Annotated in this window: 24 protein-coding genes, 1 tRNA gene and 1 riboswitch; of the genes, 20 read left to right on the top strand and 5 right to left on the bottom strand. The window is 35.6% G+C overall.

All coding sequences use genetic code 11. From position 1 onward, the window contains the following. Positions 1-178: 178 nt before the first annotated feature. The 4 genes from AC2YJL_RS12245 (at position 179) to AC2YJL_RS12230 (ending at position 2,919) form a co-directional block, all read left to right on the top strand. Positions 179-607 (top strand): SRPBCC family protein, encoded by a 429-nt coding sequence (locus AC2YJL_RS12245; RefSeq protein WP_097823383.1) that lies wholly within the window; start codon positions 179-181, stop codon positions 605-607. After that, positions 608-943, top strand: coding sequence for an ArsR/SmtB family transcription factor (locus AC2YJL_RS12240; RefSeq protein WP_060745603.1), 336 nt, complete (start codon positions 608-610; stop codon positions 941-943). It begins immediately after the preceding gene. A 183-nt stretch (positions 944-1,126) separates the two neighbouring features. Next, a complete protein-coding gene (locus AC2YJL_RS12235) occupies positions 1,127-1,906 on the top strand; it encodes an MBL fold metallo-hydrolase (RefSeq protein WP_098249694.1) in 780 nt (259 codons plus the stop codon). A gap of 143 nt (positions 1,907-2,049) precedes the next feature. Further along, on the top strand, positions 2,050-2,919 hold the full coding sequence (locus AC2YJL_RS12230; RefSeq protein ID WP_251568134.1) for a GNAT family N-acetyltransferase: 870 nt from the start codon (positions 2,050-2,052) through the stop codon (positions 2,917-2,919). A gap of 164 nt (positions 2,920-3,083) precedes the next feature. Here AC2YJL_RS12230 and AC2YJL_RS12225 read toward each other — a convergent pair whose 3' ends face one another. Beyond that, positions 3,084-3,887 (bottom strand): alpha/beta fold hydrolase, encoded by an 804-nt coding sequence (locus AC2YJL_RS12225; RefSeq protein WP_251568137.1) that lies wholly within the window; start codon positions 3,885-3,887, stop codon positions 3,084-3,086. Between the two features lie 334 nt (positions 3,888-4,221). Between AC2YJL_RS12225 and trhO the strand changes: the two genes are divergently transcribed. From trhO to AC2YJL_RS12195, 6 genes are all read left to right on the top strand, one after another. After that, positions 4,222-5,190, top strand: a complete 969-nt coding sequence (gene trhO, locus AC2YJL_RS12220; protein ID WP_050688899.1) for an oxygen-dependent tRNA uridine(34) hydroxylase TrhO — start codon at positions 4,222-4,224, stop codon at positions 5,188-5,190. Between the two features lie 207 nt (positions 5,191-5,397). Beyond that, positions 5,398-6,255, top strand: coding sequence for an SMP-30/gluconolactonase/LRE family protein (locus AC2YJL_RS12215; protein ID WP_025751869.1), 858 nt, complete (start codon positions 5,398-5,400; stop codon positions 6,253-6,255). A gap of 223 nt (positions 6,256-6,478) precedes the next feature. Further along, a complete protein-coding gene (locus AC2YJL_RS12210) occupies positions 6,479-6,841 on the top strand; it encodes a group I truncated hemoglobin (RefSeq protein ID WP_013083221.1) in 363 nt (120 codons plus the stop codon). Positions 6,842-6,980: 139 nt separating this feature from the next. Beyond that, the gene (hpaB, locus tag AC2YJL_RS12205; protein ID WP_195693850.1) at positions 6,981-8,417 is read left to right on the top strand and encodes a 4-hydroxyphenylacetate 3-monooxygenase, oxygenase component; all 1,437 of its coding nucleotides are present in this window, start codon (positions 6,981-6,983) and stop codon (positions 8,415-8,417) included. Positions 8,418-8,565: 148 nt separating this feature from the next. Continuing rightward, positions 8,566-9,372, top strand: a complete 807-nt coding sequence (locus tag AC2YJL_RS12200) for a DUF817 domain-containing protein (RefSeq protein ID WP_230932641.1) — start codon at positions 8,566-8,568, stop codon at positions 9,370-9,372. A gap of 55 nt (positions 9,373-9,427) precedes the next feature. Beyond that, positions 9,428-9,988 (top strand): tubby C-terminal domain-like protein, encoded by a 561-nt coding sequence (locus tag AC2YJL_RS12195; RefSeq protein ID WP_195693846.1) that lies wholly within the window; start codon positions 9,428-9,430, stop codon positions 9,986-9,988. A 30-nt stretch (positions 9,989-10,018) separates the two neighbouring features. On the opposite strand, the gene htpG is transcribed toward AC2YJL_RS12195, so the two are convergent. Then, positions 10,019-11,896, bottom strand: coding sequence for a molecular chaperone HtpG (htpG, locus tag AC2YJL_RS12190; protein WP_195693844.1), 1,878 nt, complete (start codon positions 11,894-11,896; stop codon positions 10,019-10,021). A gap of 210 nt (positions 11,897-12,106) precedes the next feature. Further along, positions 12,107-12,185, top strand: a riboswitch (ZMP/ZTP riboswitch). Between the two features lie 168 nt (positions 12,186-12,353). On the opposite strand from htpG, the gene AC2YJL_RS12185 reads away from it, so the two are divergent. The 5 genes from AC2YJL_RS12185 to AC2YJL_RS12165 all read left to right on the top strand — a co-directional run bounded on the left by AC2YJL_RS12185 (position 12,354) and on the right by AC2YJL_RS12165 (position 15,864). Next, the gene (locus tag AC2YJL_RS12185; protein ID WP_013057119.1) at positions 12,354-13,553 is read left to right on the top strand and encodes a phosphoglycerate dehydrogenase; all 1,200 of its coding nucleotides are present in this window, start codon (positions 12,354-12,356) and stop codon (positions 13,551-13,553) included. 133 nt (positions 13,554-13,686) lie between these two features. Next, complete coding sequence (locus AC2YJL_RS12180; protein ID WP_285852725.1) at positions 13,687-14,139, top strand: hypothetical protein; 453 nt, start codon at positions 13,687-13,689, stop codon at positions 14,137-14,139. A gap of 235 nt (positions 14,140-14,374) precedes the next feature. After that, positions 14,375-14,917, top strand: coding sequence for a DUF6143 family protein (locus tag AC2YJL_RS12175; RefSeq protein ID WP_251568142.1), 543 nt, complete (start codon positions 14,375-14,377; stop codon positions 14,915-14,917). Between the two features lie 493 nt (positions 14,918-15,410). Beyond that, positions 15,411-15,539 (top strand): hypothetical protein, encoded by a 129-nt coding sequence (locus tag AC2YJL_RS12170; protein ID WP_285852727.1) that lies wholly within the window; start codon positions 15,411-15,413, stop codon positions 15,537-15,539. Positions 15,540-15,714: 175 nt separating this feature from the next. Next, complete coding sequence (locus tag AC2YJL_RS12165; protein WP_016764191.1) at positions 15,715-15,864, top strand: hypothetical protein; 150 nt, start codon at positions 15,715-15,717, stop codon at positions 15,862-15,864. 117 nt (positions 15,865-15,981) lie between these two features. On the opposite strand, the gene AC2YJL_RS12160 is transcribed toward AC2YJL_RS12165, so the two are convergent. Together AC2YJL_RS12160 and AC2YJL_RS12155 are read right to left on the bottom strand one after the other, a co-directional pair. Further along, positions 15,982-16,053: transfer RNA gene (locus AC2YJL_RS12160), tRNA-Ala, on the bottom strand. A 106-nt stretch (positions 16,054-16,159) separates the two neighbouring features. After that, a complete protein-coding gene (locus AC2YJL_RS12155; RefSeq protein ID WP_195693838.1) occupies positions 16,160-16,708 on the bottom strand; it encodes an HD domain-containing protein in 549 nt (182 codons plus the stop codon). A gap of 224 nt (positions 16,709-16,932) precedes the next feature. Here AC2YJL_RS12155 and AC2YJL_RS12150 point away from each other — a divergent pair, with 224 nt between their 5' ends. Continuing rightward, positions 16,933-18,234, top strand: coding sequence for a GH25 family lysozyme (locus AC2YJL_RS12150; protein WP_251568144.1), 1,302 nt, complete (start codon positions 16,933-16,935; stop codon positions 18,232-18,234). Between the two features lie 181 nt (positions 18,235-18,415). Then, the gene (locus tag AC2YJL_RS12145) at positions 18,416-18,646 is read left to right on the top strand and encodes a hypothetical protein (protein WP_230932645.1); all 231 of its coding nucleotides are present in this window, start codon (positions 18,416-18,418) and stop codon (positions 18,644-18,646) included. Positions 18,647-18,803: 157 nt separating this feature from the next. On the opposite strand, the gene AC2YJL_RS12140 is transcribed toward AC2YJL_RS12145, so the two are convergent. Next, a complete protein-coding gene (locus AC2YJL_RS12140) occupies positions 18,804-19,703 on the bottom strand; it encodes a DMT family transporter (RefSeq protein ID WP_251568145.1) in 900 nt (299 codons plus the stop codon). Positions 19,704-19,839: 136 nt separating this feature from the next. On the opposite strand from AC2YJL_RS12140, the gene pdxR reads away from it, so the two are divergent. The 3 genes from pdxR to AC2YJL_RS12125 all read left to right on the top strand — a co-directional run bounded on the left by pdxR (position 19,840) and on the right by AC2YJL_RS12125 (position 23,394). Next, a complete protein-coding gene (gene pdxR, locus AC2YJL_RS12135) occupies positions 19,840-21,276 on the top strand; it encodes a MocR-like pyridoxine biosynthesis transcription factor PdxR (protein WP_251568146.1) in 1,437 nt (478 codons plus the stop codon). Between the two features lie 508 nt (positions 21,277-21,784). Continuing rightward, positions 21,785-22,417, top strand: coding sequence for a hypothetical protein (locus tag AC2YJL_RS12130; protein ID WP_251568147.1), 633 nt, complete (start codon positions 21,785-21,787; stop codon positions 22,415-22,417). Between the two features lie 131 nt (positions 22,418-22,548). After that, positions 22,549-23,394 carry a DUF2971 domain-containing protein gene (locus AC2YJL_RS12125; protein WP_195693832.1) on the top strand — a complete coding sequence of 282 codons (846 nt, stop codon included), beginning with the start codon at positions 22,549-22,551 and terminating at the stop codon, positions 23,392-23,394. Positions 23,395-23,448 lie beyond the last annotated feature (54 nt).

Here is a 23,448-nt window from a genome sequence, read left to right as displayed (position 1 = left end):
ATTTGAAATATAATAAAATGCACTCATTCAACATCATAACAACTTTCTTTATCAAAGAACGGAGATGTATTGAAGGATTTCATTTTCAAAGGAATTGACATGAAATCAAAAGATGTTATATCATTCTTATATGAAACCTTTTGGTGTTATTTTTTGAAAAAGGAGAATGAAGATAACGATGAATGATAAAAGTGTAGTAGAAGATGTAAAACAGACGATAATCTTTAACGCGCCGATTCAAAAAGTTTGGGATAAAGTAGCAACCGCAGAAGGGCTCCAACAATGGTTCATGCCTAATGATTTTCAGCCTCAGGTAGGATATGAATTTCATTTGCAATCGCCTTTTGGACCATCTCCGTGTAAAGTATTAGAAATAGATGCACCAAACTATCTTTCTTTCTCTTGGGATACGGATGGATGGGTCGTTTCGTTTACCTTAAAAGAAATGGGTAATCAAACTGAATTTACGCTTATTCATAGCGGGTGGAAAGAAGCTGAAACACTTCTTGAAAAAGCAAACGAAAAGAGTTCAGTGGTACGAGATAGAATGAGCTACGGGTGGATTAGTCTCGTAAATGAAAAACTTCGAAAGGTTGTTGAAAACTAAATGACTTCATCAGCTGCCAAGCATGATATCTTTCAAGCCATTGCTGATCCTACTCGAAGAAAAGTACTTGAGCTGCTTTCTGAAAAAGAATTGCCTATATCAGAAATAACGTCTCATTTTTCAATAAGCCGTACCGCTATTGTCAAGCATCTTCATATACTTTCAGAAGCAGACTTAGTCCATGGACAAAAAAAAGGCAGAGAAAAAGTGTATCATCTTCAGCCAGAGCCTTTAAAAGAAGTACAAGATTGGCTTTCTTACTACGAGCAATTTTGGACGAACAAATTATCTATTCTTCAGCATATTGTTGAAAGAGATGAAGAAAGAAATCAATAGAAAAAGCATAAAAACGTTTTTTATAGGGAATATAGCAAAGCCAGTCGTTAAAAAGACTGGCTATTTTACATAAAAGCTGGTTTTATTCTAGAAGGACAAATAAAAGAACGATGCAGAACAACATAGGACATTTCTTGGAATAAAAAATAGACCTTTAGAAGAAAAAAAGGGGGAAACAGAGCAATGAACAAACTTTTATTTTACGGGACGAGCGATGCTCAAGGAGTGCCTCGATTATTGTGTGACTGTAAAGTATGTACACAAAAAGATCAATTAAATCAGCGCACAAGACCTAGTGCACAATTTACAATGGACGGTAACGTGTTTTTGATTGATGTCTCACCTGATTTTAAACATCAATTTCATTTATACAATAACAAAAAAATCCCTTCTACTGTATTTATTACGCACCCTCACAATGATCATGTTGCTGGTTTAGGAGATTTAGCTGACTTATGCTATTGGAATAATGTAAATACAGAAGTCGTAGGAGCGCCTGAAGTCATCAGCGAGTTAACCGAAAGATTTCCTTATCTCGCAAAAAGAAAAGGGCTTACCTTTAAAGGAACGTTAAAATGGGATAGTGGAGAAACAACGATTACGTTTCATAAAGTAAATCACGGATTTAACGGTCATTCCTACGGCATTGTGGTTCATCAAAAACAGGGCGAACGCTGGGCGTATGTATCCGATTCTTTTAATGTGACAAAAGAACAGTGGCAGCCCTTTTACCACTTAGATTTACTGATATTTGGTACATCTTTCTGGAAAGAATATCTTCAAAAAGAAAAAAGATCCGTATATGACGTGACAGAGGCAGTGGAGATCAAAGCGAAGCTACAGGCAAAAAACATGGTGTTTACTCATTTATCACATGATATTGATATCCGAAAGCATGCCGAGATGCTCTCAGATGAAAACGTAAGCTTTGCCTATGACGGACGCGAGATTTTATTACCTTAAGTATAGTGATGCACAGAAAGGATTTTTTATATATTGTAGAAGAATAATTCCAAACTAACGAGGCAGAAGGGGTTGGGATGCAGGAATATCTTGCAGTAGGAACGAACATGACACTAAATTGGATTTAAAGAAGGGATAGTGTTATGGAGAGTATTATAGAAAAAGCTACTAACATTGGTGAATTATCTCGATTTCTATCAGAAATAAATAGAAAGAAAACATCACACATTGGTTATTGTGGTAAAAAAGAAGAAGAAATCCATCAGACATTAAAAGAAGAGTTTATTAGTAGCGATGGAGGTATCAAGTTTCTAATCGCCAGAGATAAGACAGGGGAAATTTTAGGGGCTATTGGATTTGATATCGAAGAAACGGTAGCAGAAGTGTGGGGACCTTTTAATAAAACATCTTCTATTTATTTGCAATCTCAATTATGGAAACAGTTAGTTAATGAAAACCCTTTGATTCAAAAATTTCATTTTTTTATCAATGAAGAAAATGAGCTGCAACAAGTATTTATGAATGAAATAAAAGCAAAAAAGACTGGTGAACACTTGATCTTAGAAATTAAAGAACAAAATTTTGATAAAGTTACTGAAATGAAAAGTGAGTCATTTAAACATAGTGATTTTCAAGCATTTGAAACACTACACAATGCAATGTTTCAAAATACTTATTACAATGGAAAAACAATTATTGAGAGACTTAACGATAGAAATATGTTAAAGATACTCAAAAATATTTCTAACGAGTTGCAAGGTTATGCGTACTTTGAAGTCGATACTGAAATGGGAGAGGGCTCATTGGAGTATATTTGTATTTCGAAGAATGCTCAGAGTCAAGGTCTAGGAACGATGTTGTTAAAAGAAGTTTTAACCGAGATGTTTTCATTCCCGGAAATTAATGAAATTAAACTAACTGTTGATAGGCCGAATAGTCAAGCAAATCGAGTATATATGAAAGTTGGTTTTGAAGTAAAAAATATTCTTATAAGTTATTGCCTTAAACTGTAAAAGAGTTAAGTTTAATGAGGGGGCAAAACATTAAGTGTAAAAGCACTCGGATTTTTTTCGAGCGCTTTTACTTATCATTTATATTGCTGATTTGTATTTCTAACTTATGCTTCTTTTTATCAACCGAATCCGTTAGAAATAAGACAATTCTTTTTTTTTGTAAATTAGATATGTTCGATAAAGTTGCTCACAACTTTGTTAAATCGATCGCTTTCTTCAAGAAAAGGGCAGTGGCAGCTGTTCTCAAAAACTTCAAGTACAGAACCTGAAACCAGCTTTTGAATATGTCTTCCAGCTGCTACCGGAATGAGCTTTTCTTCTTTTCCAAAGCACAGTAAGGTAGGGATTGTAATAAACGGGAGAAAATCTCGATAGTCCACAATGGATTGATCAAACAAAATAGCACTGGCTATCGACTCAGGCATTTTCGTTACTTCTTTCATAATCCAATGTTTATCTTCTTCAGTTAATTCATCCTTAAACATAAGCGGAATAAAATTTTCTAATGTACTTGCTCGATCAAGTTGAATACCCTGCATAAGCGAAATAAGCTCAGGTAAATCAAATGCACCGATCGGGAAATCTGGCCATTTAAAGTCTGAAGCCATTTCATCTACAATAATATTCCCTTTTACATTTTCTTGACCAAATTGTTTCAAATATTCCCACACAACAAAAGCACCCATCGACCAGCCTACTAATATCACGTCTTTTAATTGTTGAGTGGTTATAAACTCATGCACATCACGAGCATAAGTGGAAATTGTATGGCCGTATGGAGTATGACTTGAATTTCCATGTCCTCTTAAATCCAAAAGAATAGTTTGATACTGTTTCGAAAAAAAAGAAAGCTGATTGTGAAAAAAACGACTGCTCATCCAAACTCCGTGAATGAAAATAATAGGTGTTCCTTCCCCTTGTTGTTCATAGTACAAAGTTGCACTGTCTTTTACTGTATAAAAAGGCATTATTTTCGCCCCCAATCTCAAAGATTTATATCTCATCATGTATGCGCGGGAAAATTCAGGTAGAACGTATCGCGTCAATAAAATTTTTATTGACGAACAAATCCTAGAAGTGGACGCTTTGATATGTTATACTATTACAGGCTTAAATACTGTATGTTTTTGAAACAATCATTCACTGTAATACTTTTTAGATAGAAGCATCCTCATAAAAAGGATGTTGTTTTTGTCGTAATGTACCTTTAAGTAATGAATTGTTACCATCAATTCGGTTCACAATAACCGACCTACATGCATTATATCTTGCAAATATAAACAGATAGGTGGAAGAAGCAACATGACTGAAAGAAAACCATATCAAGTACTACTATATTATTTGTACACTCCAATTGAAAATCCTGAAGAGTTCACAGCTGAGCACTTGGCATTTTGTAAAGAGCTTGAATTAAAAGGACGCATTTTAATTGCGGCTGAAGGGATCAATGGAACGGTATCAGGAACAGTTGAACAAACAGATAAATACATGGAAACGATGAAAAATGATCCTCGTTTTGAAGGTATTGTATTTAAAATAGACGAAGCAGATGAACATGCGTTCAAAAAAATGCACGTGCGTCACCGCAAAGAATTAGTAACTCTTCGATTAGAAGAAGATGTGAATCCTCTTCGCGTAACGGGTAATTACTTAAGCCCAAAAGAATTTTATCAAGCGATGCAAGATGAGAATACTGTCGTAATTGATGCACGAAACGATTATGAATACGATTTAGGTCATTTCCGAGGAGCTGTTCGTCCGGATATTCGAAACTTCCGTGAGCTTCCTGAATGGATTCGCGACAACAAAGATCAGTTTGAAGATAAAAAAATCTTAACTTACTGCACAGGCGGTATTCGCTGTGAAAAATTCTCTGGGTGGCTTGTTGAAGAAGGTTTCGAAGACGTAAGCCAGCTTCACGGAGGTATTGTAACATACGGAAAAGATCCTGAAGTACAAGGTGAACTATGGGACGGTCAGTGCTATGTATTTGATGAGCGCATCAGCGTACCAGTTAACCAAAAAGAGCATGTGATTGTCGGAAAAGACCACTTTACCGGCGAGCCTTGTGAACGTTATGTTAACTGCGCAAACCCAGAATGCAATAAGAAAATCTTAGCTTCTGAAGAAAATGAACACAAATATTTACGCGCTTGTTCACATGAATGCCGAGTGAGCCCTCGTAACCGCTATGTAAAAGAACACGGTTTAACAGAAGAAGAGTTTGCAGCACGTGTTAAAGAGCTTGAAAAAGAACACGTAACTTTATAATAAAAAAAGCAGCACGCTATACAAAGCGTGCTGCTTTTTTTATGAAAAGATTCTCTTAGAACCTGGTGTTTAAAGAATGTCATACAACGGGTATTTATGAAAAAGGAAAGATATTCCTAACTTTTTCTATTTGTTTAAAAGAATGTTTTTTTGAGAAAGCGATTATAAAAAAATGATTGTACATAAAAATGAAAAAGGAGCTTGAAAATGGAAGCAAAAATTGAAAAAAAGTACGATGGCCGTTTGCTTGAAGGACCCCTATGGGATGAAGAAAATCAAAAATTAGTGTTAGTAGACATCTTAGATAAAAAGCTTCTTACGTACGATCCAAAAACGACAACCTTAGAAGATATTGCTCTTCCTTCAGTCGTTACAAGCGTTTCTAAAACCAATCATTCAAAATTGATTGTCTCTACCCGTAATCAGCTGCTTTTAGTTGATAAAAACAAAAAGAATCATGAAGAGTATATCCGTTTAGATACTCTTGAAAAAACCATGCGTTTTAATGACGGGAAATGTGATCCATATAATCGCTTTTGGATTGGAACGATGAGTGAAGAAGATGAAGAAGGAAAAGCCCAGCTGTACGTAGTAGATGAAAAAGGTGTCATTAAGAGCGCTAAAGAAGGATTAAGCGTGTCAAATGGGCTAGCTTGGAATCGAACAGGAGACAAATTCTTTCTGGTTGATTCACCGAAAAATAAAATTATGTCTTATTCATTTTCCAAAGAAACAACAAGGCTCGAAGATGAAAAAGTGGTGATTGACCTTTCGGATATGGACGGGTTTCCCGATGGAATGACAATTGATGAACATGATCGATTATGGGTAGCACTTTGGGGAGGTTCGAAAGTCATTTGTGTAGATCCAGATAAAGGAGAAATTATAGAATCTATTCATCTTCCTGTTTCCAATGTAACCTGCTGTACATTTGGAGGAGACGATTTACAAACCTTATTTATCACCACAGCTAAGGAAGAAGAAAAATACGAAGAAGCTGCCGGCTCTCTTTTTTCATGCCGAGTAGGAGTGAAAGGCGTCCCTGCTTATACTTACGTATATTAGATAAGCGCTTGTGAAAATGTAATGATTCCTAAGCCTAGTAACGAGAGATGTTACATGCAGCTTCTACAATTCCTTTACATTGTGTTCACTTCTTTACATTTTATTCTTTATGTGGAAGAGGAATAAAATATGGGGACAACGAATTTCCATAAAGAAGCCTTTTAAAGAATATGAACACTTCTATTGGGTAATAATGGGAAAAGGTACAAAAGGAGGAATTGTTTTGGAACAAACATTGTATGAAAAAGTGGGCGGACAAGAAGCGATTGAAAAAGTAGTTGATTATTTTTATTCTGAACTCGTATTAAAAGACGAAACGGTCAGTCACTTTTTCGAGCATACGGACATGGATAAACAGCGTCGGCATCAAGCTAAGTTTATAAGTTTTGCCTTAGGTGGCCCGAATCAATATTCAGGAAAGTCGATGGCCAAAGCACATGCAAATATGAATATTCAACCCGAACATTTTAATGCAATTGCTAAGCATCTTCACGATGCACTTGCTCACTTTAATGTTGAAGAGCCGGATATTGACCAAGCATTAAATAAAGTTGAATCCTTAAGAAATGATATTCAATATAAATAAATTATAAAAAAGAAGGTTACTGTGACCTTCTTTTTTTGTGCTCAAAGCTGTGATGTATGAAGGAAACATGGAAAAGACATCGTAATATGATAAAAATGCAATAGGTAAAAATATTTATCGAAAGTCTGGGAGTGGGAGTATGTCAGCAATTAATGGGAAGCAATACGTAGAGAGAATTAATCAATTAAAAGCAAATGTATGGATTGATGGCAAGCTCGTAACAGGCAATATATCAGAACATCCGGCTTTTAAAGGAGCCATTAACAGTCAAGCTAAGCTTTATGATCTTCAGCATGATAAAAAAATTAAAGATATCATGACATATCAATCTCCGTCTTCTAAAGAATTTGTTGGTACATCTTATTTACAGCCTAAAACAAAAGAAGAGTTAAAAAAAAGACGAGAGATGACCCAGCAATGGGCGCAATTAACCCATGGTATGATGGGAAGAAGTCCAGATTATATGAATACCGTATTAATGGCTTTTGCATCCTCTGCAGAACTCCTGAGAGGAACGGAAAACTGCTTTCCTGAAAACATCCTTTCTTATTATGAATATGTGAGAGAGCAAGATTTATCGCTCACTCATACATTCATCGATCCTCAAGTCAATCGAATCCAATTTTATTACGAGCAAAACGACGAACCGATAGCTGCAAAAATAGTTGATAAAAACAATGAGGGAATCGTTATCCAAGGCGCGAAACTGCTTGCTACACAGGGCGGAATGACAGATGAGCTGCTCGTACTGTCTTCAGCGGGCATTCAAGGAAAAGAAAAAGGGTTTGCTTTTTCAATTCCAAGTAATACAAAAGGAATTAAATTTATTTGTAGAGAATCATTTGCAGGAAAAGAGTCGACGTTTGATTATCCATTAAGTTCTAGATTCGAAGAAATGGATACAATTGTTGTCTTTGACCATGTATTAGTACCGTGGAACCGCGTGTTCTTCTATGAAAATGTAGACGTATCAAATACATTCCTTGCTTCTAGTTCTTTCTCAGCTTTTGCTCTGCATCAAGTAACTTCAAGGAGAATTGTCAAAACAGAATTTGTATTAGGAATTGTACAATCTCTGATTGAAACCATTAACATTACAGACTATCCGCATGTACGAGAAAAAGCAACAGAGCTTATTATTGCGTTAGAAACGATGAAAGCTCTCGTGATGAAAGCAGAAGAAGAAGCGGAGATTGATCCATGGGGATACATGCGTCCGAATGAAACTACACTTCGTATTGCCGCAAATATATTTTCAAAAACATATCCTACCTTTACAGAAATTATCCAGCTTTTAGGTGCAAGCGGACTAATGGCAATACCAACAGAAAATACGTGCCGCTCATTGGTTAAAGAAGATATTACGCGTTATTTGCAAGCAAAATCGAGAGGAGCAGAAGATCGAATTAAGCTTTTTCGACTAGCGTGGGATTTAACGATGAGTCCGTTTGGCACAAGAGAAACGCTGTATGAACGTTTTTTCTTTGGTGAGCCTGTACAGTTAACTAGTTATCTGTACTTATCTTACGATAAAGAGGGCTATGTACAGCGAGTAACCGATTTTTTGAAAAGTTAATGGAGAAAAATGATCTCCGCTGGGTATGATAGTTTCGTTACAAAAACAGCGGAGATGCTTATTGAATAAATTTGAAAAATCTGCAATAATTTTCAGAGAATCATTTCTGTGAAAATACTAAGGAATACTATAAAGATAGGATGTTACAATGAAGCAATTAATCTATTTTGGTTTAGAACAAGCAAAATCTTGTGTTTTTCCTGTTATTATTTTTCTTACATTGGCTCTGACAAAAATAATTGAAGTACCGTTTATTTCTAGATATGACCTTATTTTATTAGTCTGTCTAGGAACTCAAGTTTTAATGGTGATGTTTAAACGCGAAACGCTTGATGAAGTAAAAGTCATCGCAGTATTTCATTTAATTGGACTAGCGTTAGAACTCTACAAAGTTCATATGGGCTCATGGAGCTATCCGGAAAAAGCTTTCACTAAAGTCTGGGGAGTTCCGCTGTACAGCGGATTTATGTATGCTAGTGTAGCCAGCTACATGTGCCAAGTGTGGAGAAGGCTTGAATTAAAGCTTACGAATTGGCCTTCTACGTGGATTGTCAGTATACTAAGTATGGCTATTTACCTTAATTTTTTCACGCATCATTTTATTTACGACTTCCGCTGGTTTTTAAAACTTTTTACTTTACTTATTTTTTATCGAGCTTTTGTGTATTTTACGGTTAACAAACGTACATATCGCATGCCTTTAGTATTGTCTTTTGTACTGATAGGCTTTTTCATTTGGATCGCTGAAAATATCGCAACATTTTTCGGAGCATGGCAGTATCCAGATCAACAGCAGCAGTGGACAATGGTTCATATAAGTAAAATTAGCTCTTGGCTTCTTCTTGTGATTGTTAGTTTCTTGATTGTTGCTTTACTAAAGCATTTAAAAGAAAATCAGAGCCAATTTAAACAAAGGAAGAAATCAAAAGAAACAAACGAAATATATGAAAGATAGAAACATAACTATGTACACGCTGTTAATATAAGGTACAGAAGCTTTGGAGGCTTATATGCAGGAATATATTTTTTATTTTCCCTATTTTAAATCAGCGGGGAAGACCGTAGCAGTTACAAATGAAAATGGAGAAAATGTCGGACAGCTTAAGAGAATGCATAAAAATATGTGGACTAAAAGTATTGATTTTTTAACTCGTGATGGACTTCCAGTTTTAGATTCTATTTCTTGGTTTCCTATCTTTTCCTGCGGCTTAAAGGTACATTTACAAGTTCAATGGGAAGGAAGAACGGTGTTTATTGATCACATAAAAAAACACCGGTGGGTGATAAAAGAAAGTGGAAAAACAGTGGGGTATCTATTAGGGAAAGGAATAATCAAAAACGAAGGAGCACAAGAAATTAGATGGGGAAATAACGTCTACATGTTAAACAGTCATGAAGCCGTAGAGGAAGCGTGTATTTTTAATGGAAAAAGAGAAAAAGTCGCAGAATTTAAATCAGAGCTTTTTCATTTTAAAGAAGGCAAACACTCAATAAGAGTAACAGAAGAACTGCCCGTACCCATTTTTATCGCTTCTTACTATATAACTAATTTTATTATGCCATACATATAATCAGGCGCAGAATGATTCTGCGCCTGATTTTTATATCATAATTTTACAAATATCATTTGTGAATTCAACTGGATCACTAATAGATAAGCCTTCAATTAAAAGAGCTTGGTTATATAATAAATTTGTATAAAGGTCTAATTTCCCTTTATCATTTTCAAATGCATCTTTTAAAGAAGCGAATACATCATGATTTACGTTAATTTCTAACACTTTTTCTGCTTTTACATGCTGGTTATCAGGCATAGCACTTAAAATTTTCTCCATTTCAATCGTTACTTCACCATCAGCTGATAAGCAAACGGGGTGTGTTTTTAAACGTTTAGACGCGCGCACATCTCCTACTTTTCCCGCCAAAGCTTTTTTCATATAGTCAAATAGCTCTTTATTTTCTCTTTCCTCAGACTCATTGAGCTGTTCTTCTTCTGCTTCAATCCCTAAGTCACTGCTTGAAACAGATTTAAATTCTTTTTCTTCGTACGTCATTAACATTTTAATTGCAAATTCATCGATATCTTCTGTGAAATACAGAATTTCGTACCCTTTATCTGTAACCAATTCTGCTTGAGGAAGCTTTTCAATTCGGTCATACGATTCACCTGATGCATAATAGATATACTTTTGATCCTCAGGCATGCGCGATACATACTCATCTAGTGTTACGAGCTTTTTCTCTGTAGAAGAATAGAATAAAAGCAGGTCTTTTAATACGTCTTTGTTGCTGCCAAAGTCACTGTAAACGCCGTATTTTAGCTGGCGGCCAAATGATTCATAAAACTTCTCGTACTTTTCACGTTCGTTTTTAAGCAAACTTTTTAATTCATTTTTGATTTTCTTGCCGATGTTTTTGGCAATCAGCTGAAGCTGGCGATCTTGCTGTAAAATTTCACGCGAAATATTAAGAGATAAATCTTCAGAATCTACCATACCTTTCACGAAGCTAAAGTAGTCTGGAAGAAGATCTGCGCATTTATTCATAATTAATACGCCGTTTGAATACAGTTCAAGTCCTTTTTCAAATTCTTTTGAGTAGTAATCAAACGGACTATTTTCTGGAATAAATAAAATAGCATTGTAGCGAATCGTTCCATCCACATTAATGTGAAGGTGAGTGAGCGGTTTATCAAACCCGTAGCGCTTTTCTGAATAAAACTGCTCATAGTCTTCTGAAGTCAATTCATTTTTGTTTTTCTTCCAGATCGGTACCATACTGTTGATAACTTGCTCTTCTGTATAATCTTCTAGCTCGTTATCAGAACCTTCTTTAGGACGTTTTTCCGTTATGTCCATTTTAATCGGGTAGCGGATAAAGTCTGAATATTTTTTAATGATCTCTTTTAAACGATACTCTTCTAGATACTCATCATATGTTTCATCTTCTGTATTTTCTTTGATTTTTAAAATGATTTGAGTTCCAACCGTTTCTTTTTCGCAAGGTTCAATTGTATAACCATCAGCACCAGTAGATTCCCATTTATAGGCTTCATTGCTGCCTAACGCTTTACTAATCACCGTTACGACATCTGCCACCATAAACGCTGCGTAAAACCCAACGCCGAATTGGCCAATAATCGTGTGTCCGTCCTTTGTTTCATTTTCATTTTTAAACGCAAGGGAACCGCTTCGCGCAATTGTGCCCAAGCTGCTTTCAAGCTCTTCTTGCGTCATGCCAATCCCAGTATCCGTAATGGTTAAGGTACGGTTAGTTTTATGTGGTGTTACTTTTATGTAATAGCTTTCTTTGTTAAAACGCAAGGAGTCGTCTGTTAAGGCTTTGTAATAAATTTTATCGATTGCATCGCTTGAATTTGATAGAAGTTCTCTCAAAAATACTTCTTTTTGAGAATAGATGGAATTAATCATCATCTCTAATAATCGCTTTGATTCGGCTTTGAATTCTTTTTTTGACATAAGAAGTTCTCCTTTCCAAATAGGGCTTATAAAATAATTAGCACTTGAGTGGATAGAGTGCTAATCACTCTTTTTATTTAACATGTATTAGGATATTTGTCAATATATTAGGAGATTCACTAAAGAGATTTAAAATTAGACTGAAAAAAGCAAACTTTTAAAAAAAGGTTGAACGTTCTGAAAGAGTTTGCTAGAATATACTTAATTTCAAAGACTATATGTGACTGGCGAAACGCGGATAACCGTGAGGAAGCATATAGTGACGTAGCCGTTCGCCTGGGCAGAGGTAAGGGATTAATACATATCTCTTACCTCTTTCTGTTTAGGGGGAGAGGATATAGAAGTTATCAGACATGTAGGCTAAAAAACCAGACTTTTAAAAAAATTAAAAATGAAGTTCCTTTATCCAAAGGTAAAAACATGTAAAATTACGATGATAATCAGAGGAGAGTACAAAATGAGCACATTAACATTAGAAAAAGTACAAACAATCAAAACATTAAACAACATTGCACAAAAAGGTCTAAATGTTTTTAATCAAGAAGGTTATCAAATTGACAACGACAGCGAAAATCCAGATGCGATTGTCGTGCGTAGCTTTAACATGCACAGCATGGCATTTGACCAAAATTTAAAAGCTATTGCACGAGCTGGAGCAGGAGTTAATAATATACCGGTGGACGCTTGCACGGAGCAAGGTATCGTTGTATTTAATACGCCAGGAGCTAATGCAAACGCAGTAAAAGAAATGGTTTTAACTACAATTATGGCTTCTTCTCGTAACTTATTTGCTGGAGTTGAATGGACAAAAGGATTAGACGGCCAAGGTGATCAAATTCCTAAGTTAGTTGAAGCAGGTAAAAAACAGTTTGTTGGAAAAGAAATCAAAGGTAAAACATTAGGCGTTATTGGTTTAGGTGCAATTGGTGCTCTTGTAGCAAACGACGCGCTTGATTTAGATATGGACGTAATTGGTTTTGATCCATTCATTTCTGTTAATACAGCTTGGAATTTGTCTCGCAACGTACAGCGTGCAATGTCTCTAGAAGAACTATTTGCAGCATCTGACTATATTACGGTTCACGTTCCATTAACGGACGACACAAAAGGTGTTTTCAATAAAGAAACGTTTAGCATCATGAAACCTGATGTTCATATTTTGAACTTCTCACGCGGTGAGCTTGTAAACGAAGAAGATATGAAAGCTGCTCTTGAAAGTGGAAAAGTTGGACGATACATTACAGATTTCCCAAATCAAAATGTCTTGAACATGAAAAATGTTGTACCAATTCCTCATTTAGGGGCATCAACTCAAGAATCAGAAGAAAACTGTGCGGTAATGGCAGCACGTCAAGTGAAAAATTTCTTAGAAACTGGAAACGTTAAAAACTCAGTGAACTTCCCGAATGCATCTCTTCCTTACACTGGGAAAAAACGCGTAGCTGCTTTCCATCACAACGTTCCGAATATGGTAGGACAACTTACGCAAGTATTCTCAAACTACAATTTAAACATCGCAGATATGGTGAACAGAAGCCGCGGTGAATATGCGTATACAATGATCGATATTGACAATCAAGTAAGTGACGAGATTGTGCCTGAGCTAGAAGAAAAAATTGGTCAAATTGAAGGAATTATTACAAGTCGTATTATCTAATTCGGTTACCCTCATATTTTAGTGTTGCAGCCCTAACTTAGAAAAGTTAGGGCTGTTTTTACATAGTGTTTATCTTCATATCATTTCCTTCATTCCCATAGCATATAGAAATACCTTTAAAGAGGTGAGCGTTTTGTCAGGAGAACTGATAGGAATTTTGATAGGGTCACTCATCGCGCTGGCAGGAACATTCATTACGTCTGTCGTAGCCGTAGTGATGTCGAAAGAGCAATACAAGCAAGAGCTTCGGAAAGCATTTATCCAAAAGAAAGTTGATGCTTATACCCATGTGTGTCAAGTTATTCTAGCAATAAAAAATGATTTACTGACAATAACCGTTTCTTCAGCCGGCTTAAACTGGACGGCTCAATCTATTAACAAACTAGCAGATGTGTGTATTACGGAAGGGCTATGGATTGATGAAGAAGACAGCAAAAAGCTGGAGGTCCTGCAGAAGCAGCTTTCAAAGTTTGTATTGGATGAAATAGAACTGTCTAGACATGATATTCTCACAGCCTGTTATGAAATTGTTGAATATTGTGAAAAAAAAGTAAGAATTCTTCATTTTATGACTACAAAAGAATAGGTGATTACTACTTTAAGAAGTGATAGTAGAAGTATTAAAAAAGCATTGGAATATAAAGTCAAAAAACAATCCGTTTATACACCAGCAGTCGACGAGGGCATTAAGCGATAGGAAAAGATAGGCTCAGTACCGGGTCTATCTTTTTGCGTTTATATAAAGATTAAATATATTATGCACGTGTCCAAGCATTTATAGAAAAACCTCATAAAATATAGTACAGAAAGGAGATGATTGTATGTCGAATTACGAGTCGAGCAAACCTTATATTAAAGCTGTTAATATACCTAATCCTTTATATCAATCTTTAAAAGGAGACTATTTTGTTGGACAAACTGAGCCTATTCGTTTTGGTGGAAATAGAAATGCTTGGGGCGGGTTAGTTAACCCTTCTGGCTCCGGAGTAGATTTATTTGTGAATGCTTTTACTATCACTAACTATTCCAATGAACCTTTTACTGCTGAAATTTGGTTTAACTCTATCCCGCCTGGAAAAGGAACAACTTCAGACAATGTGAGTCCAGCAAATACTACAATACGTTCAAAGCCAAAAGGGAAAATTAAATTTGCAGAAATGGTAAAAGGCTTTCCTGCTAAAGGGGTAAACGTATTTAACCGTGTTGTTCCGCCGAAAAGTACATTAGTAAGTGATGAAGATGGCAAATTTATCTTTCCAAACAATGGTTCATACGTTATTTTCTTAGTTTCTCCGGGAAACAAAGAAATTGAAGCTGAAATTGCATATGGATGGTTCGAGAAAAAACGTAAGAAGGACTGTTAACTGAATAGGCCTTAACGATTGTATAAGCTATTTAATATTTCATACAGTTCTTAACAAACAGTAAGTGTTTATGAAAAGAACTTTGCAGCAACATACAAAGTTCTTTTTTTATAGCTTGCGTTTTTTCGTTTAATTGTGGATATAACTAAAGAAAAACAAAGCAAGCAAAAGGATAATTCCAACTACACAAGCCATTTGAATGGTATTTAAGGATGTTGATAACTAAGGGATTAAAGCGATAATACATAAAACTAAGCTACCTAGTACAATAGCAAAACGAATAACAAAGACAACTGTTATAGAACGAATGCCACATACAGCTGATATACTAATCACTTCTTTGTAGAATTAAGTAACCTTTTCGTCAAGGGTATAAGCATGCTTAACATCTCACGTTAATGTCTACATTCACATTATCTTAAGTTTCAATTCATACTGGCTTTATATAAATTAATCATACTGAATGTATTAATAAAAGATATGAGGTGGAACAATGTTCAACAAGCTTTTTAAACTATTTACAACAGAAAACGAGATATCTAAAGATAAAGAAGTAGATCTCCACGAAGAGAACGATTTTAACGAAGTTTGTGATGATCATTTCATTATAGATGAGTATTAGAAACCCTATAAAACGCTGCAAAATTTAAAGAATTGATTGAGTATATCTGTATAACCAGTAATTGTACAAGGGTCGTAAAGGTATACTTTTACGGCCGATTAATATTGATGAATTGCTTTTTACATGAAACAATGCGAAAAAAATGGGCATCCTAGAAGCAAAAGGAGGGGATAGAATGAGCAAAGAACCAAACGATGAAACAAGTGAAGGGCTGAATCAGCTTTTTGAAATCATCAATGCAAAAGGCGACGAGGGCGAACTTAGAGAAATTGTCAGCAGGAGCAGTGAAAAAAATAATCATAAAAATCATGAGGATCAATCGTAAAAAGAAAATAAAAAACCTCTTCATGGAAATCATGAAGAGGTCAGATGAAATAGTATTGCAACCATTCCATCCTGCAGAGTTTTAAAGTGTTTTAAACTCTTGATACGACTGGTTTTATGGAACTGATGGGATTCGAACCCACGACCCCTTGTCTGCCAGACAAGTATTCTCCCACTGAACTACAGTCCCGATTATGTAGAGCCTTTATTGCGTGTTGACTCTACTATATTTTAATACGTATGGCGCGCGTTCGCAATAGTTATTTTCAGTGTTTTCTAATTTCTTTATATGAATATTAACTTCTAAAAAAATCATTTACTTCTTGTTTGTACGTATAAAAAAAACTTGGAATTTGGTTTGGTTCCAATCCTTTTGCAGCGTATTTGCTGATGGATTCGTAGTACCATTTCTGCTTTTCGAATCCTCTTTTAAAGCTATTCCAAATCGTATCTCCTTGCTGATCGTAGCTTTCTTTTAAAGACCGTAAATTGTCTAATTTATCTGCTACAATTAAAGATTTCACTTCAAGAGAACCAGTTTTCACGATTTGAATTGTATGCTGTTTACGTTCTTCCCAGCTTTTTGATTTGTCTTCTGTATGAGCTTCAACAATACCCGCTACTTCTAAACCAAATCTTTGTATAATTTCTTCGAGTGTTACACTTGTATCTTCTACAGCATCATGCAGATAAGCTGCTGCAATTACTTCTTCACTAAAACCTGCTTTTTCTAAAATATTACCTACGTTAATAGGATGAACAATATAAGGTATATCGGACAGCTTGCGCATTTGGCCGCTATGAGCGTGTTCTGCATATCTACGTGCTTCTTTTATTAAAGACATCATATTCCTCCACTTTTTATTCAGTATATCTTCATATTATTAGTATAAACGAATATAGCTTTCCTCACTTTATAAAATTGCACAAATTCATTTCTTCTAATAAGGAAAGGCTACCAAAATCCCTTCTTACTGTAGTTTTTTATAAAGCCTAATATCTATTTAATAGGCCTGTATCAGTTGCCATTTCCTTTTTTGTTCATAGTTTGTATGAAGGAGTGATAGCAATGCAAAACCGTAATAATCAAAATATTAAGGTCATTGATGTTTCTCATCACAACGGAACAATTGATTGGGCAAAAGTGGCGTCGGATGGTGTAAGAGGCGCATATATTAAATTAACAGAAGGTACAACCTTCTTAGATAAAAAATCGTATGATAATTATACAGGAGCAAAAAATGCAGGTCTACGTGTAGGCTTTTATCACTTTGCTCATGCTGATAATGATCCCATTGCAGAAGTTAATTTCTTTTTAAATAAATTAGGCAGCATGAAGATTGATTTGCCTCATTGCTTAGATTTGGAAGAAAATAAAGGGAAAACAAAAGCCCAGGTCACAGCCTTTGCAGTTAGATGGATGGAGTATATTGAAAGGAAAACAAGCATTACGCCTATTCTTTACACGGGGTATAGTTTTATTAAATCCAATTTTACAAGCGCTGTAGCAAGATATCCGCTATGGATAGCTCGTTACAGTGGAAGTAACCGTTCTAAGGGATTTGCTAACCCAGGTGATACGACGATTTGGGATAGATGGTCTATGTTTCAATATACAGATCAAGGAAAAGTAAACGGGATTAAAGGCAATGTTGATATCAATGAAATGGATCTGGATTTCTTTAATAGTATTAATACAGGCGTGACGGTGGTGGAAAATAATAAGCCATCAGCACAATTACAGCAAGGTGATAGCGGACTAGCTGTAAAAGAACTGCAGCAAAACTTAATTAAATTAGGATTTGAACTTTCCCAGCAAGGGACCGATGGTCAATATGGCAGTGAAACTGTTGCGGCTGTTAAAGCTCTTCAAGAAAAGTATGGATTAACGTCAACTGGAAAAGCTGATGAGAAAACATTAGCTAAAATGATGGAATTACTCAAGGGTGTAAGCAATCCTGTCGAAGAATCATTACCAAAGGTTACTTCACTCGGAGAAAAGTATTCTTTTCAAGTAAAAGCGAAGAAGGATATTGGAGTCTACAAATATGCGAATATAACAGAGAATTTTAGAGCGATAAAAAAAGGCACGGTATTTAGTGTATATGGCTATACGAATGCAGCATGGGCTGTTCCAGGCGGATTTGTGCAAATGAAAGACGTAGAACCTATCCCAATTACAATTAAAACAGGCGGATTAAGTAAAGACATGGAAACAGAGTTTCGTGCTTTCTTAAAAAATGAAGGAATCGACAGTGAATTACACGTACATGCAATAGGTAATCCATCCGCTGAACTTACCGCAGCTGGGCTGGATTTTGTAAAAGTTAAACAGTTTTTAGATAAAAAAGGCTGGTACTACAAGCAATAAACTCCCGCTCCGAAGAGCAGGGGTTTATTTGGGTATTTTGTAAAAAAAGAATAGCAGAGATGAATTAAGTAATTAAAATATGTTCTAAATAACAAAGTAGGTAATAACAAAAAAGTTTCTATGTATAGTTCACCTCTAACAGTCATATTTTTAGTCAACGGCTCATGGAGGGTGAATAAATATGAAAAATACGCAGATTCGAATTGAAACACTATCCTATCACTATGAAAGTATTATGGTAAATGATGAAGTAGAGCGTGCGATAAAAAGTATCGAAGTGACGTATCGAGCATATAAACATAACCACATTTTAAACGGACATGTAGTACTTTCAGGAGAAGAGATTTACGATCTTCAGCAGCTGACTCACGCAGTGGCTGGGAAAATAAAAGCGGAATTAGAAACTACATAAAAAAGTGCCTTTCTTTAAATCTTAAACCAAGATTAAAGAAAGGCGCTTTTTTATTAATTGTTAATTAAACTGCAAAAAGAAGAAATTAAAGTATGTTCTAAATAAAATATATAAATAAAAAACATAGCCTCTAAGATAATTCCTTAAAGCATACACATTATCTTTGCATTGTGAACTTTGTCTCTTTTACCACTACTTTTCTTTTACTATGTGTAAGCAACACGCCGCATAACGTAATGATGCTTCCCACAATGGAAGCTGCACTCGGGATATCTTTTAAAAGCAGCCACGCTAAGAAAAAGGACAGCGCAGGAGTTAAGTAAAGAGAAATGGCAGCCTCAGCAGAACCTATACGCGATGTCAGATAAGCGAGTACCATATAGGGAATAACGGTTGGAAATAATCCTAAATATGTCACGCTTATCGCTGATCTGACAGAGATATGTGCAAGTTCTGTTTCTAACCCAGGTAAAAAAACAAGCATAGAAATTGTAGCCCCCCAAATACTGTACGTCACAAAAGAAAGAAAACCATACTTTTTTAATAAATTTTTTTGACATACTATATAGATGCTTTCTGCAAGGGCAGCTAGCAGGATCAGTAAGATTCCATTAATTGAGTGTACAAAGTTCTCTTTGCTGAAGGTTAAAAGTGCAATACCTGCAAAGCTTACTGCAGACCCAATCCATTTTCTTTTTCCAAACTCCTCCTGAAAAAGAAAAATAGCTAAAAGCGAAGAAAAAATAGGAGTAGTCGAGACCAGTAAACTCGCAATACCCGCACTCACCGTTTTTTCTCCAATGTTTAATGCCGTGTGATATACGGTAAAACCTAAAAAACCGAGTGCTAAAAGAAGTGGAATATCTTTTATATCAGGCAAGCGCATGCGTGTAGCTATTACAATAACTAACAGTACTAAAGAAGCAATACTTAACCGAACAAAAGCAAGGTGCTGAGGAGAAAACGATTCCAGCCCTATTTGAATAACTGGAAATGCTGAAGCCCATAAGCTAATCATCAGTATATGTAAGAACACCAGACTAAACGTTAATTTCATGCCTATTCATCTCCATTTTTCATTTTGAATCCAACCAGTATCTATTGTGGTTCCCATGTTAATAAACATTTGATAAAATGTCTTCAACCAGTTTAAAAGCAATTAACCCAACCACTTTAAAAACAGGAGTAAATGTATGAATCAAGGAAACAGTTCAAGTTATCCAAAATACAAACAAATCATTGATTTTATGAAAGAGAACATTGCGCGTGGAGAATGGCCGATTGGAAGTAAAATTCCTAGTCAGCGAAAGCTTGCTGCTATGTTCGATGTTAACCGAAGTACGGTCATCACGGCATTAGAGGAATTAACAGCGGACGGTTTAATTGAAGGTAAGATGGGAAAGGGAACAATCGTTATAAATAATACGTGGACACTTTTGGCTACGACTCCGCCCGATTGGAATGTTCATGTGAAATCAGGTATGCATCGTCCGAGTCAAGCAATGGTACAAGATATTAATGAATCCGAATTTAACTCAAACCTTATTCAATTAAGCAAAGGAGAGCTTTCACCTGACATATTCCCTAAAGATAAAATGAAATACGCTATGGAAAAAGTAGCAAAAAACATGGAGGTTCTGGGATACGAAGAACCAAAGGGGTATTTTCCTTTACGAAAAGAGTTAAGTGCGTATATGAAAACAACGGGGATTGAATCTTCTCCAGATTCTATTTTAATTGTTTCCGGCGCTCTTCAAGCTCTTCAGCTTATTTCAATTGGACTGCTGCAAAAGAACTCTTCGGTTTTGCTAGAAAAACCTTCTTATCTATACTCCTTACATGTATTCCAATCAGCGGGAATGAAACTCAAAGGTCTTTCTATGGATGAGGAAGGAATAAAAGTAACAGCTATAAAACGCGCCGACCCTCAAGAAGGGCAAGCTATTTTATATACAAATCCATGTTTTCATAACCCAACGGGAACATTAATGTCACAAAAAAGGCGTTACGATTTGCTGAAAGAATGTGAGGAACATCAGCTTCCTATTATTGAAGATGATTTATACCGCGAATTATGGCTAAATAAACAGCCTCCGTTGCCATTAAAGGCTTTAGATAAAAATGGACACGTGTTATATGTTAGCAGTCTTTCTAAAACATTAAGCCCGGGATTACGTATCGGATGGATAGTCGGCCCAGCACCAGTCATTGAGCGTTTGGCGGATATTAAAATGCAAACGGATTATGGATCTAGCTCATTGTCTCAAAGAGTAGCAGCAGAATGGTTTAAAAATGGCTTATATCAACAGCATATGGAAACGGTACGAATCGAATTGCGAACAAGAAGAAAAGTTATGCTGAATGCATTAGAAACATATGCAGGAGATGTAGCAACATGGACGAATCCTGAAGGAGGCTTTTTTATATGGGTGCATATTCAACCTTCTATTTCAATGAAATCTTTATACTCTCGTGCTTTAAAAAGAGGGATATTGCTTAATTCCGGAAGTATCTATGCACAAGAAACCGGCAGTTATCTTCGGCTTTCTTACGCCTATGCCTCTTTACCAGATATCGATAAAAGCATTAAAATTCTTGCTGAACTTATTCGAGAATTGCAAGTACAGTAAAAAGGAATAGCGAATAATCCGCTATTCCTTTTTACTTGTATCAAACTCTTCTTCCTATAAAAAACTCCAAGTAACAACTGACTATATATTACCGTCTATAAATCCATGTTATTTTTTATGATAAAAATAAGTTAAGAAGACTTTTAATTTGCTTTCTGTACGTTTTACATGTAAATCGTGAATGGTTTTAACTACGTAATCGTTATCAAACATTTCCAACACCTCAATTATTGTTAAGTTTCCTGTTTGTTATAGTTTATGAAATAATCAGACGCATATCATCCGCCATCAGCTGTAACTTTACGGTTCATCTTTTACAACTAAAGGCTGAAACGTACGCTCATAATTGAACGCACGAATAACAGGATATGCAAAAAAATGAAAAGTGTGCACGTTTTGTTTTAAAAAAGGCTATATCTTAAAAAAAGAAAATTGTCACACACATTTATGAATATGTATCTACTAAGTAAGAAGACTTTTTTAGTTGGTGGGATTGAAGGTGAAAAAGATGGATGAATTATTTAAAGATCTTGATGTGTACAGGACGCAAGAAGAAATGAAGCAGTATTTTGAACATACGCAGAAAATGATTCATCAAAACAGAGAATATATAAAATTAGCTCGACTTAAAAAAGGGCTTTTCAAAAAGTTTTTTGAAGAGTTTTATCCGCTTTATTGCTTCAGCCAATCTTCCTACTGTCCGAGGAATTCAAAATTAAAACTTATTATTGGAAGTCAAGGATACGACGGATTAATTCTTCAGCCGGATGGTACTGAAAAACGAATTGAAATTACTTCCTACAAAGATGGAAAACTGGAATTTGAAGATGCACAGAGGGTCAATTCAGGAAATTTTGCTCTACCCCGTATCCAGACGGAAGGTTCTGTAGAAGAGTATATAGAAAAAGTGCTAGAAAACATCCAAAAAAAGAGCAAAAAAGATTACAGCGGGGCATCCATTCTATTTGTTGTACACACGTTTCATTATTTTGAAGCCTACGGAAAAACTTCAGCTGCCTTTATTCGTACCTTAAAAAAAGAAATGAAGAATACTGATTTTCGAGCGGATAAAATTTATTTATTGGAATTAAATCAGCCAGAAAGTGAAAGTGTTAAGCAAAACATTCATTTCATTAAATAAGAAGACACGCTGCAGATGTTGAGGCGTGTCTTCTTTTCTAATAACACTTAATACAGGTGGATAATTTTGAAAATTACAACAATTAAGTGCTATAATTCAAGTATGAATATGCATTCAGAGGAGGAAAACCAATGGATTTAGCTTATAGAGAGAAAGCTTACGAATATGCCAAAAGATTCGAATCTAGCTATGACGATTATGATGAACGCTATAAGGTGCACAATAATCCGACGGTGTGGCGATTTATGCCGCTGTCTGATTTTCAAGATTTACTGGAAACCAATGCGCTTTTTTTCGCAAAACCTGATGCATTTTCGGACCCTCTTGAAGGATGCTCTTCAATGTGGAACATAGAAGAGCTAAGAAAAAAAGGCGAACGTCATAACCGTACCTCTAGAACCTATATAAGAAAAATCCATGAATTTTCTGCTGTTTCATCCTGGCATATCAATGATTACGAAGCCGCTGGAATGTGGGATCTATATTTAAAGGGGAATGATGGCGTAGCTATTAAAACCACCTATGAAAATTTATTGTGCAGTATTAAAGATTTACGCTATAAAATCTTCTCTGGCAAAGTGCAGTACATAGACTTCCAAAAAGAAATGGTCAGTCATTCTGTATATGACACGTTATTTTACAAGCGCAAATCCTATCAGCATGAAAACGAATTGAGGCTTGTTATTGTAGCAAGTCGCATACACGCTTGGAAGCTGCAAAAGCTATTCGAAATTCAAGGTATTTCCGCAAATCAATGGCAAAAACGAATGGATATCCTTGAAAAAAGATCGTATGATTTTTCTCACGAGCATGGTAACCTCCTTACATGTAATTTACATCAGCTTATCAATGAAATTTACGTATCCCCAAGAAGCGCTCAAAGCTGTGTGGATGAGGTGAAAGCCCTTACCAAGAAACACGGACTCGCTTATAAAAAGGTTATTCAGTCCGACTTGTATAAGGACTATATTTACTAAATGCTAGCGAAGTACACAAAAGCTTAATCAAAAAATGATTAAGCTTTTTGTGTT

The organism is Priestia sp. SRI_019 (genome assembly GCF_057586255.1).
This window is presented reverse-complemented; position numbering and strand designations above follow the sequence as displayed.